Here is a 14,801-nt window from a genome sequence, read left to right as displayed (position 1 = left end):
AATGAAAGGTTTGGGTAGGGGGATTTTCTACTTTTTGGTGTTTATGTTATCTGCTTTTGCGGTAGTCTTCCTAATCAAAGTCTCTGTGGAACAACCCAATCTATTAGGTGGTTACAGCGCAATGGTTGGTGCGTTAGCTACGGTTTCGATCGCCGCCTTGACTTGCGTACTTGCTTTAGAGACGTGGAGAATGAGAAACCAACAGTATGCGCAAATACAAAAACAAAGAACAGATGAAGTAAAGCCTCTAGTGGTTTTTGAGCTCGCTGAAGGGCGAGTCATTAATGACAGAACCATGGTGATTAAAAACCTTGGAAGAGGAATAGCTTATGATGTTAGCTTCGAGATACGTCGCTACAACCCTGGCCTCAAGAGCGAAGACGTGCTAGTCGATAGACTTAATGCGCACGGAGTTATAAAAAAGGGGATCAGAAATCTTGGGATTGGCCAAGAAATCGAGAGCCATGTCGTTTTAATAAATGAAATGGGAAAAGACTTTCTCGAAGCATGCGTTGATGTTGAGGTGTTTTATAAAGATATATTTGGAAATCCATTAAGAAACAGCTTCACTCTCGACTTCTCAGAATATGAGAATGTTAACAGACTTGGTGGAAAGGTTGGCTTTGAAAGAAACGACCATCTTAAGCAGATTGCCGAAACCCTTATCAAGATTGAGAGAAACTTTCCTAAAAGGTGACACTATTTCTTCCACAAGGGCAAATTATTTGCAGCAGGTGTAGGACTTCTAAAACTGGGTATCCGGAATTTCTGGTTGATAAAATGCCAAAGATGTAAAGAAGAAAATCTTTCTCAGCGGATTATCTGATTGATCCTCTTCAGCCTACTCTACTGCCAATTTTCTGTTTCCACCTTCGCCTGAGTCTTCATAGCGATGCTGACTAGGGAGGACAGCGAGAGCTGGGCAAGCGTCAAAGCGGTTCTGGTTCATGCGCAATCCGGACACCTGCACAACATTCCTCTAGTAAGAAACCGATCAAATTCTCTAGGTGCCCATACTCGGGTATACAGACAATCGTGCGGCTATGTTTCTCCTGCCGGATCAGCCCTACCTTGGCCATGCGCGCAAGGTGATGTGATAGCGTCGAAGCAGGAATACCCAGCCCCTTCTGGATATCTCCGACCGAAGCCCCATCATGGCCAGCTTTGACCAGAAAGCGGAACACGGACAGTCGGTGACTATTCCCTAGCTCAGCTAAGCTGGCTGCAACCTTTTCGTGATCCATAGCACGCCCCAATAATTCGATGTTTCTAGAATTATAGTTGACAGGTCGGATAAACGCAAGTAGGCTGCGTACATCATTTCGATAAAACTAGAAATATAGGAGTAATATTGAATGTCACCTCAACTCCAAGACGCTCTAGGCATGTTCGCCTTTCTCGCTATCGAGCTATCGGTTTTATTCATTGGCATTAGCTTGCTGGTCGGAGTTCTTCAACGTCACATCCCACCATCCAAGGTGGAAGCGTTACTGACTTCCAGTGGGAAGCGAGGCTATTTTCTTGCTGCTGGTTTAGGAGCTATAACGCCCTTCTGTAGTTGCTCGACTATCCCCATGTTGAAAGGGTTGATTCGGGCACGGGCCGGTTTTGGGCCGATGATGGTGTTTCTTTTCTCATCTCCGTTGCTGAATCCTATCGTCGTCGGCCTGCTGGTTGCCACGTTTGGATGGACACTTACTGCTATCTATGTGCTCGCCGCTTTGGTGGTCGCGGTAGGTGCCGGATGGCTGCTTCACACGCTTGGCTTCGAGCGTTATGTGCGCCGGACGGCGACACAAGAGAGCAGTGGATGTAGTTCATCAGCAAGCCCGTGCAGTGCTACATCGACCGCATCGAGTTGCGGCACCAACAGCTGCGACACCACTCCGAAGACGGCTTCTTGCGGGGCTGATAGGAAGACAACAGTCTCTACGTCTAGCGAATGCTGTGACAGTCAACCCACTGTCACGGTTAAGAAAGAAGGGAAGTACAGTGGTGTGTGGCGGGAAGCTTGGTCGGACTTTATCGATGTGTTGCCTTACCTGCTCATCGGTATTGCGATTGGCAGCGTGGTCTATGGTTTCATGCCCACTGACTTATTGGAGCAGTATGCAGGCCCAGATAATCCCTTTGCCATTCCAGTTGCCGCTGTCATCGGCGTGCCGTTGTATATTCGCGCTGAAGCCGTCATACCTCTGGCAGCGGCTCTGATGGCCAAAGGCGTGGGTGCCGGGACGGTGCTAGCGTTGATCATCGGCAGTGCCGGAGCCAGCCTGACTGAGCTCATTCTGTTGCGCTCTTTGTTCACGCTGAAGCTTTTAGCGGCGTTTTTAGCAGTCATTTTTGCTATGGCGATGATTGCCGGTTACGCCACCTACCTGTTTTTCTGATCAAGGCGGGAGATGATTAATTCGTTAAGCCTTCCTGGGTACCAGTTGGTGGATTCTGATGAGCAGAATGAAGACATACATTTTCGGCTTGAAGCACCTACACCAGTAGCCTGCGAGGGGTGCGGCGTGCAGGGTGAGTTCGTACGGTTCGGCAAGCGTGACGTTCCCTATCGTGATCTGCCCATCCACGGCAAGCGGGTCACTCTCTGGGTGGTCCGCCGCCGATACACCTGCCGGGCCTGCAAGACAACATTCAGGCCCCAGCTACCAGAGATGGTGGACGGATTCCGTATGACACTGCGGCTGCATGAGTACGTGGAGAAGGAATCCTTCAACCACCCCTACACCTTTGTGGCGGCACAGACCGGCCTGGACGAGAAGACGGTGCGCGACATCTTCAACGCCCGCGCCGAGTTCCTGGGGCGCTGGCACCGCTTCGAGACGCCCCGCATCCTGGGCATTGACGAGCTATACCTGAACAAGCGCTACCGCTGCATTCTGACCAACATTGAGGAGCGAACCCTGCTCGACCTGCTGGCCACCCGCCGCCAGGACGTGGTGACCAACTACCTGATGAAGCTGAAAGACCGGCAGAAGGTCGAGATCGTCAGCATGGACATGTGGAACCCCTACCGGGCAGCGGTCAAGGCTGTGCTGCCCCAGGCCCGTATCGTGGTCGATAAGTTCCATGTGGTGCGCATGGCCAACGATGCCCTAGAGAGAGTGCGCAAGGGCCTCAGAAAGGAGCTGAAACCGTCCCAGAGCCGGACTCTCAAGGGAGACCGGAAAATCCTGCTGAAACGCGCTCACGAAGTCTCAGACCGGGAGCGCCTCATCATGGAGACCTGGACAGGCGCGTTCCCGCAACTGCTGGCCGCCTACGAGCACAAGGAGCGCTTCTACGGCATCTGGGACGCCACCACACGGCTCCAGGCAGAAGCCGCCCTGGACGAGTGGATAGCCACCATCCCGAAGGGCCAAAAGGAAGTCTGGAGCGATCTGGTCAGGGCAATGGGAAACTGGCGCGAAGAGACCATGACCTACTTCGAGACGGACATGCCCGTCACCAACGCTTACACGGAGTCCATCAACCGACTGGCCAAGGACAAGAACCGTGAAGGGCGCGGTTACTCCTTCGAGGTGATGCGGGCACGAATGCTCTACACCACGAAGCACAAGAAGAAGGCACCGACTGCGAAGGTCTCTCCTTTCTACAAGAAAACCATCGGTTACGGACTGCCGGACTTCGCAGAGGAACTCAACTACGGAGTCGATCTATCAACCATCTGATAATGGTATCAGGTTGGTGGGGTAAAGGTGCCCCATCAACCATTAAATCCGTATACCCCTAAAACTTAGTCTGGGGAATACATGCGAGGAATGGACATTCATTGCGAGCACTGCGGATCGAACATGCGCACACGCTCGAGCAAGCAGCTGCATCCAGATTACCGGAAGCTCTATCTCGAGTGCCTGAATCCAGCCTGCAAGGCGAAGGCACAAGCCGAATTCGTCGTTACCGAGACCCTGAGCCCCAGCGGTAGGCCAAACCCCGACTACCAGGAAAGGCTGGCCGCCACCATCCCTTGGCGGCGCACAGACCAGCACTGACTGCTCACCAAACTGGACCCTGCGTAAGCCGCACCCTCCTTGAGGGCTGCGGCTTTTTCGTGTGCGATTCCGAGCCGCGGCCGGCGTGTCTGGCCATCTTGTGAAGGCGCGTTTTACAACGCAGATCGGTCGAAGTCCTCCTTTGGCCCCGGCAAGCTATCCATGTCCTGAGCGAAAACGTCGGGACACGCAATGGAAGCCACCGAGGAACCACCATGGCCAACGTCTCATCGACAGCCGCCCCTTACCGCCAGGTCGAGCGCATCGAACTGGGCAACCGCCTGTTGCGCCGCCGCGAGGTGGAGCTCAAGACCGGCAAGAGCCGATCCGCAATCTATGCCGGTGTCAGAAACGGCACCTTTCCGGCACCGGTGCCCATCGGTGACAAGAGTGTCGCCTGGCTCGAGGAGGAGGTGGATAGCTGGATCGCTGCCCGACTCGCCGAGCGCAACCGCACGCTAGCCGGCCGCCAGATTCACCACTTCGCCAACACCGCCCAGGAGGCCCGCGCATGAAACGCTTCACACTGACCGTGGGCGCGCAGTCGCTCAACTTCACCGAAGAAGATATCCCGGCACTGGACGAGGCGTTGAACGTCGCGACCAACCGCGCCGGCCGCGAAGTGATCCGCCATAGCGCCAGCGGCACCCGCGTGGCGGTGCTGATGGAGCGCAAAGGGAGCGGTGGCCAGCATTCCACGCTGCCGCGCGATCCCAATACCGTTCTGATGCGCGACCTGCATCGCGGCCCGACGCTCGAGACCGACTGCTAGACCGCTCGCACTCCGACCCAACCCGAACCGATTCATACAGCCGCTCGACGTTCACGCCGAGGGGAATAGGGAGGCTTTGTGCCTACGAAACGCGAAAACCCCGGTCAGCGTGGGGCTGCCGGGGCTCTCAAAGACACTCAATGCACCAGCGATCCTACCAAAATCCGGCGCAGTGTCACGCCCCGACACACGCCGATTTGCCGGGGAATGACGCTCGCCATTCGTCATCCTTTGGCCGGGGAGGGCTTGCGCCTTCCCAAAGGATCCGGCTACGATACTCGCGTCACGGCAAAATCCGTGACCGGGCGTGGAAACCCGAATTCACAAAGGCGCAACAGCGCCCCTACCTTTGCAGGCGCTTTTTTTGTGTCCGCAAAGCGTCGTTATGGCGGCTGTGCGTGGGCGGGCTTCGGCCCGGCCGGTTTCCTTTGTGACCGGTTTTCCACCCCGCGTACAGTCGCCACCAATCTTGTGGAAAGGATTTTTGGCGGCTCCGATCACAAAGGAGCTAGTCCCATGGCAGAACACGCCAGTGCGTCCGCACGACCCGATATTACCCTCGATCAAATCGCTACCGCGCTCATCGGCGCGAACCTGATCCGTTTTCGCGTCAACCGCCGCCCCGACCAGCTTCAATACCTGATGGGGCTGTCGCGGATGGCCGCCGAATTGGGCGTGCTGTCCCGTGACGAACATCGCAAGCTGCTCGAAGATCTCGACGCGCTGCTGGCCGAAGAGGTGCGTCATGGATAAGCGCCTCGAGCAAGCCAACTGCCTGACCGAAACCGAGTGCCTGTTGATCGATCCGCGCAGCGACCGCGAGACGTTGCTGGATAACGCGGAGATGCGGCTCGACGCGATCAAGGATCTGATGTTCACGCTCTCGACCATGAACGGCCGGGACAACGATCTGACGTCGGTGGATCTTTCGAATCTGGCCATGGTGTCGCGGTTCCTCCTTGGGGACGCCAGCGATCTGCTGGTGGCGGCCCGGCGCATCGACGCACAGCAGCGCGTGGCGACGAGAGCCCGTGCCCAAGCGCCGGTCGCCCGACGTGCGGGAGGTGGCCATGTCTGAGGTCGTCGCCAAGATCCAGCGGGTTTCCCGCGCTTCGCTCTCCCACGCCGAAACCCTGACCCGTGAGTGGCTGCCGCAAGGCAGCCGCCAGGGCAGCGAGTGGGTCGCCCGCAATGTCGCCCGCGGCGACCGCGCCAGCGGCTCGTTCGGCGTCTCGCTCGTCACCGGCAAATGGAACGACTTCGCCGACCGTAACGCCCACGGTGGCGATCTGGTGTCGCTTTACAGCTACCTGTTCGGCTGCCGGCAGGTCGACGCCGCCATGGCGATCGATCGGCGTCTGGGGCTGGGCGTGTTCCGCTGGGGCGCGGCTCCCAGCGTGTCCCAGCCGGCACCCCATGACGCCGACGCGCACCGGCAGCGCCTCGAGGCCCACGCGGCGGAAAAAGCCATCGCTCGCCAGGAAGCGGCGGCCCGCGCTCGCACGGTGTGGGACGCCGCCAAACCGGCCAGCGCCACCCATCCTTATCTCATGAGTCGGGGCGTTCCGGTCTATGGCCTGCGCCAGTGCCGGCGCGGCTGGCTGCTGGTGCCGCTCTGTGCCGGTGGCGAGCTGGTCAACCTGCAATGGATCCTGCCCAACGGCAAAAAGCGCTTCCTCAAGGGCGGACAGGTCCAGGGCGCGTATTCGCTGATCGGCGAGCCCGTCGCCGGTGGGCGGCTGTTCATCTGCGAAGGCTGGGCCACCGGGGCGACCCTGTATCGTCTCACCGGCGACCCGGTGGCGTGCGCCATGAATGCCGGCAACCTGCGCGCCGTCGCCGAATCCCTGCGCGCTGCCCTGAATGGCTCGCTCGATCTGGTGATTGCCGGCGACGATGACCGCCAGACCGAGGGCAACCCAGGGCGGCAGGCGGCAAACGATGCCGCCCTGGCCGTGGGCGCGATGGTGCTCTATCCCAAGTGGCCGGAAGGCTGCCCGGACGATCTGACCGACTTCAACGACCTGTACCGCTGGCACCGCGCCCGGCTCGATTCCGAACAGGCGGGAGGTGGCCATGAGTGAGTCACAGCCCCATCTGACCGTGGTGGGTGAACCGGCCGCGCCGGAGCGTATCGGCATCGCTCGACCCGGCTTCGAGGTCTACGCCGGCCCGACCACCGTCGATGGCCGCGTGTACCGTGCCGGCGTCTGGTATCACGGCATCAAGCAGACCAGCCCGGACGAACCCGGACAGCCGTTCGACCTGTGGGTATGCGGCCCGCTCCACGTCACCGCCGAAACCGTCGATAGCGACGACGGCAGCATCGGCCGGCTGTTGAAGTTCCAGCACCGGGGCCGCGAGCGCGAATGTGTTATCCCCATGGAAGCGCTAGCCGGGAAGGGCGAGGACGTACTCAAGACGCTGATGCGTCAGGGGCTGGTGATCGAGTATCACCATCGCAAGCACGTACCGGCCTATATCGCCAGCCACCACACGCCATCGGTGGTGCTGGATACGATCACCCGGCCCGGCTGGCACGAACGCAGCGGCGCGTTCGTGCTGCCCCATCGGATCATCGGCAGCGACCGGGTTCGCTTCCACAGTTCCGGCCGGGAGGCGCGGATCTTCGACACCCTCGGCACGCTCGAGGGCTGGCAAAGCGAGATCGCCGAGCCCTGCCTGGGCAACCCGGTACTGATCCTGTCGGTGTGCTGCGCCCTGGCCGGTCCGCTTCTCAAGAAGGTGGGCGTCAACGGCGGCGGTGTGCATCTGGTCGGCGACTCCTCGAGCGGTAAATCGCTGGCCCAGGACATCGCCGCCACGGTGTGGGGGCCGGCGGATCGGTTCAAGGTCTCCTGGGATATGTCGGGCGGTGGTGTCGAGATCGAAGCCTCGTCGCGTAACGACACGGTGATGATCAACGACGAGATGAGCCGCGCCAGCCCCAAGCAGATCCAGGGCCACGCCTACGCCATCGCCAACGGCACGGGCAAGGGGACGATGACCCGCGAACGGGAAGGTCGGCCCAAGAACTACTGGCGCTTGCTCGCGCTATCCAGTGGCGAGCGCTCCCTGGCAGATCACGCCGCCATGGCGGGCAACACCGCCCACGCCGGCGCCGAACTGCGCATGGTCGATATCAACGCTGGCACCCGGAAATACCGCGCCTTCGATGACGTTCACGGCACCAGCGGCGAAGCCTTCCACCGCACGCTGACCGGCGCGGTTGCCCGGCACTATGGCCACGCCGGTCCTGCTCTGGTCGAGAAGCTGCTCGAGGCTGAGATCGCCGACGGCCTGATGTGGCGCTTCGGCGAGATCCGCAAGGCGTTCAACGTCTCGAGCTCCCAGGCGGGCCGCGTGGCGGATCGCTTCGCGGTGATGGCGCTCGCCGGCGAGCTGGCCAGCGACTGCGGCATCCTGCCCTGGCCGGCCGGGACATCGACCGGCGCATGCCGGCTGTTGTTCGCCGAATGGCTGGCCACCATTGGCGACGGCAACGCCGAGGATCGCCAGATTCTGTCCGCGCTGTCCGACTTCATCGCCCTGCACGGGGATAGTCGGTTCTCGAGCATCCATGCCCAGTTCGCCGATCCCAACGTCAGACAGCGGGCGGGGTACTTCGAGATCGAGGGCGACAAGCGCTATTACCTGTTCAACCGCGCCGCGCTCACCGAAGCCGCCGAGGGATACAGCCGCGCCCGCATCCTGCGCACGCTGGGCCAGCACGACGTGCTGGCCAAGATGGACGAAGGCCGCAAGCAGAAGAAATATCGCCTGCCAGGGGGCGGCATGGGGCGGTTCTTCGTCATCGATCCCGAGCGACTCGACCCGGAGGGCGGAGCCTGATGCGACCCGACAACGCCCCGCACGGCCAGAGCGTGCCGACCGAACCACACCCAAGCTACCCACAGCCGGGCGGCCTTGCCGCCGCCCAGGCGAACGCCGACGCCACCGCCGATACCATGACCCAGGAGCCAACCCGCATGACTACGCCGACCGAGAACACTCAGGACACCCAGACCAACGCCCAACCGACCGGAGAGCAGCACGCCATGACCCAGGCCGACGCCAATACCCATGAGACGGATACCCAGGCACAGCCCCCAATCCGGCCGCGCCTGACGGGCCAGTCTCTGAACTTCGTGCCGGAGACGAACGCAATCAGCGCCCTGACGCCAGAACGAGCCCGGAAGCGGATCGAACAGGCCCGTACGGAATACCTCGCCCAGCGTGAACGGCTGGAGCCGGCCGCCCAGGAACTCGAGCGGCTACGCAAGATCCGAAGCGCTGCCGAGCATCAATCCCGGCAGTCCGGCGAAAGCTGGCGCAAGGGCTTTCTGGAAAACTTCGGCAAGCAGGGCAAGACGATCCGGGATCAACAGAAAGCGGAACGGGAATGGCGTCTCGAGGCCGAGCAGACCGACGCCATGATCGAACTGCTAGCGCCCCAGGTGGAATGGCTGCGCCTGCATACCCAGGTCGCCCGAGAGGAGTTCCAGCGCACGCGCAAGGCTGCCCGTGAAGTGCTGAGCCAGCAGACGCTGTTGGCCGCTGCCGAGGCGCTATGCCAAAGCGAAGCGGCCGGGGCGTTCTATGCTGCATTGCCGGCGCTGTTCGACCGGGTGGCGACCGATCTTTGCAACAACGCGTCCTACATGGCGCATCACTTCCAGGTGGACACCTCCGCCGAGCCCGGCACCGCCATCAAGCGCTCGCTGAACAACCAGGAAACCCAGCACCTCGATCACGAGATCCGCAAACGCCAGTACGCCGCCATTGGCGAGATGGTCTGGCGTCTGCGGCCGGACAACCTCGACGCCGCCCAGCCAGAAACCCTGGCCGACATCGCGCCGCTGGGTTGCGAGGACGGGCGCAACGTCTACGGCAGCTCGATCAAGCGCGCACAGCGTCTCAAGGAGCTCCAGGCCCAACTCGAGCTGCCAGCGCACTGACGACGCCCAGCGCCTCGAGAAGCAGACCCGGCAACCAGCCCCGCCCAGTGCGGGGCTTTTTTCGTGGCGCGACGTCCAATCCCGACGTCATCGGGAGATCCGCCACGGTGACCCAGCCGCGAAACCATTCGCTCGCCAGGAGATAGGGAATTTGCCTAATCCTATGATCGGTGGCGTTCGACACGTTCGAGGAAGGAATCAGGAACATCTGGGTCAGTTCTCACATGAACCTGAAAAAAAGCGGGAACACCGGGAACAGTGGGAACACCGCGCTACAACCCGCATGGTTGAGCGGTTCCCTTGTTCCCAGTATTGAGTGTGTAAACGGGAACAAGTGGGTACAACAATGGGTACGGGTGTCGTTTGACCTTGGGAGAGGGCGATTCTGTTCCCACTGTTCCCAAAACCGGGAACGGTGTACCCATCCTGTAACCCGCATGGTTGAGCCTTGTTCCCGGTGTTCCCACTGTTCCCACTAAAAAATCACGTGTGTAATAACGCATTGGGGAGATGAGAAACGTTATCGACTGTGAGACGACGCAGAATTGCACGATCGTGCGGCTGATCATTCGCCCCCTGGCGAGCGAATGGGTTAGGTCTTGGCGTTCACGCTACCAGTTTCTCGACCATCAAGATGATCGAGTGAATCACCTTGATATGTATCTCCTGGATACGGTCGGCGTAGCCGAAGTGAGGAACCCGAATTTCCACGTCGGCGAGACCCGCCAATTTGCCGCCATCCTTGCCGGTCAGCAGTATGACGTTCATGTTCTGGACTCGGGCGGCTTCGACAGCCTTGACGATGGTCTCGGAGTTGCCCGAGGTGGAAATATGCGACGTCAACTACTTTGGCCGCTTGGCGACAATTAAAATGGCCGGTTGGGTGGGGTAGTTGTCGTCAGTCCGACGACCCAGCTTTTCCTCCTTGTAATTGTCGTTGATAAGCACGCTTACGGTAGCTCTCCCCGCTCAGCTCCATCAGCGTGGCGTGGTGCACCAACCGGTCGATGGCGGCCACGGCCATCATGCTGTCGGGGAAGATACTGTCCCAGGCGCTGAACGGCTGGTTGGCGGTGATGATCAGGCTGGCCGACTCGTAGCGATGGGCGATCAGCTCGAACAGCACTGACGTCTCGGCCTCGCTGCGTTGGACGTAGCCGATATCGTCGATCACCAGCACGGCGTACTTGTCGAGCTTGATCAGGGCGTCGCTCAGGCGCAGTGCCTGCTTGGCAGCCTGGAGCTCCTGGACCAGGCTTGAGGCGGTGGCGTAGCGCACCCGGTAACCCTGGTCGACCAGCGTATGCCCGAGCCCGGCCGCCACGTGGCTCTTGCCGACGCCGGAGGGCCCAAACAGCAGCAGGTTGTGAGCCTGGTCGACCCACTGCGTGTCGCCGGCCAAGGCGCTCAGTTGCTGGCGCTGCTCGGCCGCGATGGCGTCGAACTCGAAGGACTCCAGCGTCTTGCCCACCGGCAGCCGGGCCTCCTTGAGGTGCCGGGCCAGCCGGCGTCGCTCACGCTCGGCCAGCTCGTGCTCGCATAGGGCGGCCAGTGTTTGTGGCAGGCTCCAGTTTTCGGCTCGGGCGCGGGTTTCCAGCTGGGGCCAGCAGGCGGCCATGGTGGGCAGGCGGAGCTGTCGCAGTAGCAGCGGCAGCGTCTGGGCATCAGGCATGGCAGCACACCTCTGTGGTCGGCACGCTGGGCACCAGATGGTTGTAGCTGGCGATGTCATGCTGAGTCACCTGGGGGAAAACCAGCGTGGCGCTCGGCGTGGCGGCGAAGCGGGCCTGGAGCTCGGCCAGCGTCGGGCTCTTCCCGCGCGCCAGGGCGCCCAGCCAGTAACTGGCGATCGCCTCGGCCTGGTCCTGCTCGGCGGCCAACGCCAGAGCGCCAACGATGCGCTTGCAGGCCTCGGCGACCGGCAAGGCGGCGGTCAGCCGGGCGTACAGCTCGCGCCACTCCGCACTCGGCAACAGGTCGTCGCGGAACGTCAGCCCCGCCAGCGCCCGGGGCTTGCGGACCAGCCAGCCGATCACATGGCGGTAATCGATGACCCGCAACCGGCCGCTTTCCGGCGTGGCATGCAGCCGCCTCAGCGTCAGCAATGCTTGCTGTGCGTGATGCAGCACCAAGCGATCATCGTAAAGGTGCACCCGCAGGTTCTCGCCGATCAGCCGGGACGGCACCGAGTAGAGCACCTTGCGCACCTGGATGGTGCTGGAGGTAGTGACGCGCACCGTCACCTCGCTGTAGTCGGTACCGGGCCGGCTGGGCAGTGGCTGCAGCGCGCCACGCTCGACGGTGATCCGGGCCGCGTTGCGGCGGTTGATCGCGGTGGTCACCTCATCGAGGAAGGCCTGGTAGTCATCGAGGCTAGCGAAGTCCTGGGAGCCGCGCAGCGTCAGGCGCTGTTGCAGGCGCCGCTTGAAGTGGCCATGTGGCGACTCGATGCTGGCGTTTTCATGGCCGCGCCCTGGGTTATTACGGGTGGCCGTCATGCCGTAGTGAGCGCACAGGGCAGCATAACGCTCGGTGAGGTCGGCTTCCGCCTCCCGGCCGAGGTTGCGGAAGGCCGCCGACAAGCTGTCGGTGCGGTGCTCCGCGGGGACACCGCCAAGCCGCTCCAGCGCACGGGTCAGGCCTTCAGCCAGCGCCGGGTAGCTCTCGCCACCGAGCACCACCCGGACATAACACCAGCCGCTGTAGGCCAGGCGGAAGTGGTAGAGCCGGTGATCAAGCAGCTCCCCTGCCACGGTAATGACAATCCCCTTGAGCTCGGTGAAGTCGGAGAGGCCGCGCAGCCCGGGGCCATGGGTTTGCGGGAACATTACCTCTTTCTCCGGGCCGTGCGCGGCTCGCCAGCCCTTGACCCGGCGCTGCAGGGTTCGCAGCAGGCTGTCCGGGTACTGGCCGGGGTGCTGCTCCTGCAACCACTCCAGCAGGGTCAGTGCCTGCAAGCCCGGGGCGGCGGCCAGCTGGGGGACGAGCGTGGTCTCCCACACATCGGCGAAGGGGTCGGGCCGGGTTCGCCAGTGCCGTGATGCCGGCGGCTCGGAGGACTCGGCCCGGCGTTCGAGGCGGCGAGCGGTTCTGACGGAGAGGCCGGCCTTGGCGGCGGCGACCTCCTGGGTCTGGCCTTGTTGACGTTGCGACATATAGAGCGTGACCTGTTGGCTGGTGACCGCCATACCGGCTCCCTGGTGGGTCGGGACAAGCGGTCAAGCTTAGGGCAACCGGTCACAGTAGTTGTCGTCGGCCGGCCAGAGTAATTGTCGCTCTATAGTGGAAAGGCCGAACAGCACGTCTCCTTGCCTGCCCACGGCTTCGACATAGCGTGAGAACACATATTCGTAGCCGAAGTCATTGGCGACGCAGGAGAGGTGGCTGGGATCGGAAATGGCGATGGCGGGCAGGCCCCGGCGGTTATCACGGAAGCGCCCGGTGAGCTCTTCGGCGAAATGCATGGCGTCGCAGTGAGAACCGCCATTGCCGCAGGCGAGAACCTTGCCACCGGCTTTGAAGCGTGCCGCCAACAGCTCCGCCGCCTGAGCGACCGCTTCCAACTGGGCTTCATCCTGACTGAAGCGGGAAAGCACGTCGGCGGCTTCTTTCATCTGATCTCGGACGATCTCTTTCAATTCCACGGGGGCTTCCTTCGGGCTGGCATTGCTGAAGAGGATAGCAAGCCTGCACGTCCGATGCGGTAAAGCAGCGCTTCGGGTGGCCGTTCGTCACCTTGCCAGCCCGATGGGGGCGACGCACACTCTCACCGATCCCTTTTCGAGTCTGGTGGCCGTGTGAGTGTCGAGACGATTGTCATCATCGCCTGCGCCTATTTCGTGGCCGCCTTCGTCAAAGGGGCGACGGGCCTCGGGTTCTCGACATCCGCATTGCCCATCCTCGCGCTTGGCCTGGGCCTCAAATCCGCCATGCCGCTGGTCATCATTCCCTCGCTGATCAGCAATGCCATCGTCATGCGGCAGGCAGGGCACTTCGGCGAGACGATCCGGCGCTTCTGGCCCATGTTCCTTGCCACCATTCCCGGCTTGCTGCTGGGCCTCGCCGTGCTGGATCTGATCGATAGCCTCGTCGCCGGCGCGATACTGGGCGTGGTGCTGATCGGCTACGGCGCTTTCACGCTGTTTCGCCCAGGGCGGCCGATGCCGGATGCCCTGGGCCGGAAGCTCGCGCCGGTCTCGGGCTTTCTCACGGGGCTGGTCAATGGCATGACCGGATCGCAAGTGATGCCGGTGCTGCCGTTCCTGCTCGCGCTCCGGCTCGATCCCAAGCGGTTCATTCAGGCGATCAACATCTCCTTCAGCCTGTCGAGCGTCATCATGGCGATGGGGCTGGCGAAGCTCGGCCTCATGACGGTCGAATCGATCTGGATCTCGCTGCTGGGGCTGATACCCGTCTATGCCGGCACCCGAATCGGCGGCATCGTGCGTCAGCGGATGGACGCCGCCACGTTCCGCCGAGTGGTCCTGCTGATGCTGATCGTCTTCGGTGTGGTGTTGGTCAGCAAGACCGCCCTGGCCTAGCGCTCGCCAGGTAGCCACTGGCCATCCTCACCGGTAACAAGCTCTCCCCACCTGCGCGCAGCAAACGCCTACCTGATTCCCGCCATGCTCGACGCTATCGGCCAAGCCGGGTAGGGCGGGTAGGGCGGGAAGCGCTCAAGCATGGCCATCCGTAAGCCGATAGGGAAAGAAAGGTTCCCGAGTCGACCCGAGGAAGCCGGAATGTTCCAAGAACGCCACAGGTTAGGCGGTTGTGGCCACTCCAAGGCGCTGGATGCCCCCGGCTGCGCCCTTCACCGCCGGCGCGCTGTCGACTCCCCGCCCCGCCTGCGCGCTAAATGGGTCGGTTCTGATGCAGCGTTGCAGATGGCGTAAAGCCGCGCCAGTACTGGGGCGGCGGTTGGTTTAGTAGCCCTGAAAAATCATGCGGAATGTTGCGTTTTGCAGCCTACTCGACGAAAGGCGGGGGGAAGTGAATAGAGAAATGAAACTGAATGTGGCAGATTGATACGAAAGGTATTCCCGGTAGTGCTTCTCAGAGCTGAGCCGT

General features: G+C 61.5%; 17 protein-coding genes. 12 read left to right on the top strand and 5 right to left on the bottom strand.

All coding sequences use genetic code 11. The annotated features are described in order from the left end of the window. The first annotated feature begins 1 nt into the window (after position 1). Positions 2 to 697: a hypothetical protein gene (locus tag R5R73_RS13930; protein WP_322527828.1), complete on the top strand. Its 696-nt coding sequence runs from the start codon at positions 2 to 4 to the stop codon at positions 695 to 697. A 232-nt stretch (positions 698 to 929) separates the two neighbouring features. Here R5R73_RS13930 and R5R73_RS13925 read toward each other — a convergent pair whose 3' ends face one another. Continuing rightward, positions 930 to 1,244 carry an ArsR/SmtB family transcription factor gene (locus R5R73_RS13925; protein ID WP_068435097.1) on the bottom strand — a complete coding sequence of 105 codons (315 nt, stop codon included), beginning with the start codon at positions 1,242 to 1,244 and terminating at the stop codon, positions 930 to 932. A 111-nt stretch (positions 1,245 to 1,355) separates the two neighbouring features. On the opposite strand from R5R73_RS13925, the gene R5R73_RS13920 reads away from it, so the two are divergent. From R5R73_RS13920 to R5R73_RS13875, 10 genes are all read left to right on the top strand, one after another. Continuing rightward, complete coding sequence (locus R5R73_RS13920; RefSeq protein WP_024602395.1) at positions 1,356 to 2,390, top strand: permease; 1,035 nt, start codon at positions 1,356 to 1,358, stop codon at positions 2,388 to 2,390. Between the two features lie 12 nt (positions 2,391 to 2,402). Beyond that, entirely contained in the window at positions 2,403 to 3,680 is a 1,278-nt protein-coding gene (locus R5R73_RS13915; protein ID WP_222534948.1) for an ISL3 family transposase, read from the top strand. 81 nt (positions 3,681 to 3,761) lie between these two features. Continuing rightward, on the top strand, positions 3,762 to 4,001 hold the full coding sequence (locus tag R5R73_RS13910) for an ogr/Delta-like zinc finger family protein (protein ID WP_322527827.1): 240 nt from the start codon (positions 3,762 to 3,764) through the stop codon (positions 3,999 to 4,001). A gap of 215 nt (positions 4,002 to 4,216) precedes the next feature. Then, a complete protein-coding gene (locus R5R73_RS13905) occupies positions 4,217 to 4,516 on the top strand; it encodes an AlpA family transcriptional regulator (RefSeq protein WP_322527826.1) in 300 nt (99 codons plus the stop codon). Next, on the top strand, positions 4,513 to 4,773 hold the full coding sequence (locus R5R73_RS13900) for a hypothetical protein (RefSeq protein ID WP_322527825.1): 261 nt from the start codon (positions 4,513 to 4,515) through the stop codon (positions 4,771 to 4,773). Before R5R73_RS13905 ends, R5R73_RS13900 begins: the two co-directional genes overlap by 4 nt. 207 nt (positions 4,774 to 4,980) lie before the next feature. Beyond that, positions 4,981 to 5,526: a hypothetical protein gene (locus tag R5R73_RS13895; protein ID WP_322527824.1), complete on the top strand. Its 546-nt coding sequence runs from the start codon at positions 4,981 to 4,983 to the stop codon at positions 5,524 to 5,526. Continuing rightward, complete coding sequence (locus R5R73_RS13890; RefSeq protein ID WP_322527823.1) at positions 5,519 to 5,851, top strand: hypothetical protein; 333 nt, start codon at positions 5,519 to 5,521, stop codon at positions 5,849 to 5,851. Before R5R73_RS13895 ends, R5R73_RS13890 begins: the two co-directional genes overlap by 8 nt. Next, on the top strand, positions 5,844 to 6,857 hold the full coding sequence (locus tag R5R73_RS13885) for a toprim domain-containing protein (RefSeq protein WP_322527822.1): 1,014 nt from the start codon (positions 5,844 to 5,846) through the stop codon (positions 6,855 to 6,857). Before R5R73_RS13890 ends, R5R73_RS13885 begins: the two co-directional genes overlap by 8 nt. Beyond that, a complete protein-coding gene (locus R5R73_RS13880; protein WP_322527821.1) occupies positions 6,850 to 8,625 on the top strand; it encodes a DUF927 domain-containing protein in 1,776 nt (591 codons plus the stop codon). The genes R5R73_RS13885 and R5R73_RS13880 overlap by 8 nt, the downstream gene beginning before the upstream one ends. Next, complete coding sequence (locus tag R5R73_RS13875; protein ID WP_322527820.1) at positions 8,625 to 9,731, top strand: hypothetical protein; 1,107 nt, start codon at positions 8,625 to 8,627, stop codon at positions 9,729 to 9,731. Before R5R73_RS13880 ends, R5R73_RS13875 begins: the two co-directional genes overlap by 1 nt. Before the next feature lie 606 nt (positions 9,732 to 10,337). Here R5R73_RS13875 and R5R73_RS13870 read toward each other — a convergent pair. Genes R5R73_RS13870 through R5R73_RS13855 form a run of 4 tightly spaced genes read right to left on the bottom strand, consistent with a single transcriptional unit; the run spans position 10,338 to position 13,375 of the window. Beyond that, positions 10,338 to 10,574, bottom strand: a complete 237-nt coding sequence (locus tag R5R73_RS13870) for a hypothetical protein (protein ID WP_322527819.1) — start codon at positions 10,572 to 10,574, stop codon at positions 10,338 to 10,340. Between the two features lie 55 nt (positions 10,575 to 10,629). After that, positions 10,630 to 11,403: an IS21-like element helper ATPase IstB gene (gene istB, locus R5R73_RS13865; protein WP_322527534.1), complete on the bottom strand. Its 774-nt coding sequence runs from the start codon at positions 11,401 to 11,403 to the stop codon at positions 10,630 to 10,632. After that, positions 11,396 to 12,919, bottom strand: a complete 1,524-nt coding sequence (gene istA, locus R5R73_RS13860) for an IS21 family transposase (RefSeq protein ID WP_416221188.1) — start codon at positions 12,917 to 12,919, stop codon at positions 11,396 to 11,398. Before istA ends, istB begins: the two co-directional genes overlap by 8 nt. Positions 12,920 to 12,955: 36 nt before the next feature. Beyond that, complete coding sequence (locus R5R73_RS13855; RefSeq protein ID WP_322527818.1) at positions 12,956 to 13,375, bottom strand: SIS domain-containing protein; 420 nt, start codon at positions 13,373 to 13,375, stop codon at positions 12,956 to 12,958. 153 nt (positions 13,376 to 13,528) lie between these two features. On the opposite strand from R5R73_RS13855, the gene R5R73_RS13850 reads away from it, so the two are divergent. Beyond that, positions 13,529 to 14,272 (top strand): sulfite exporter TauE/SafE family protein, encoded by a 744-nt coding sequence (locus tag R5R73_RS13850; RefSeq protein ID WP_322527817.1) that lies wholly within the window; start codon positions 13,529 to 13,531, stop codon positions 14,270 to 14,272. The last annotated feature ends 529 nt before the right edge of the window (positions 14,273 to 14,801 follow it).

The organism is Salinicola sp. LHM (genome assembly GCF_034479735.1).
GTDB lineage: Bacteria > Pseudomonadota > Gammaproteobacteria > Pseudomonadales > Halomonadaceae > Salinicola > Salinicola salarius.
This window is presented reverse-complemented; position numbering and strand designations above follow the sequence as displayed.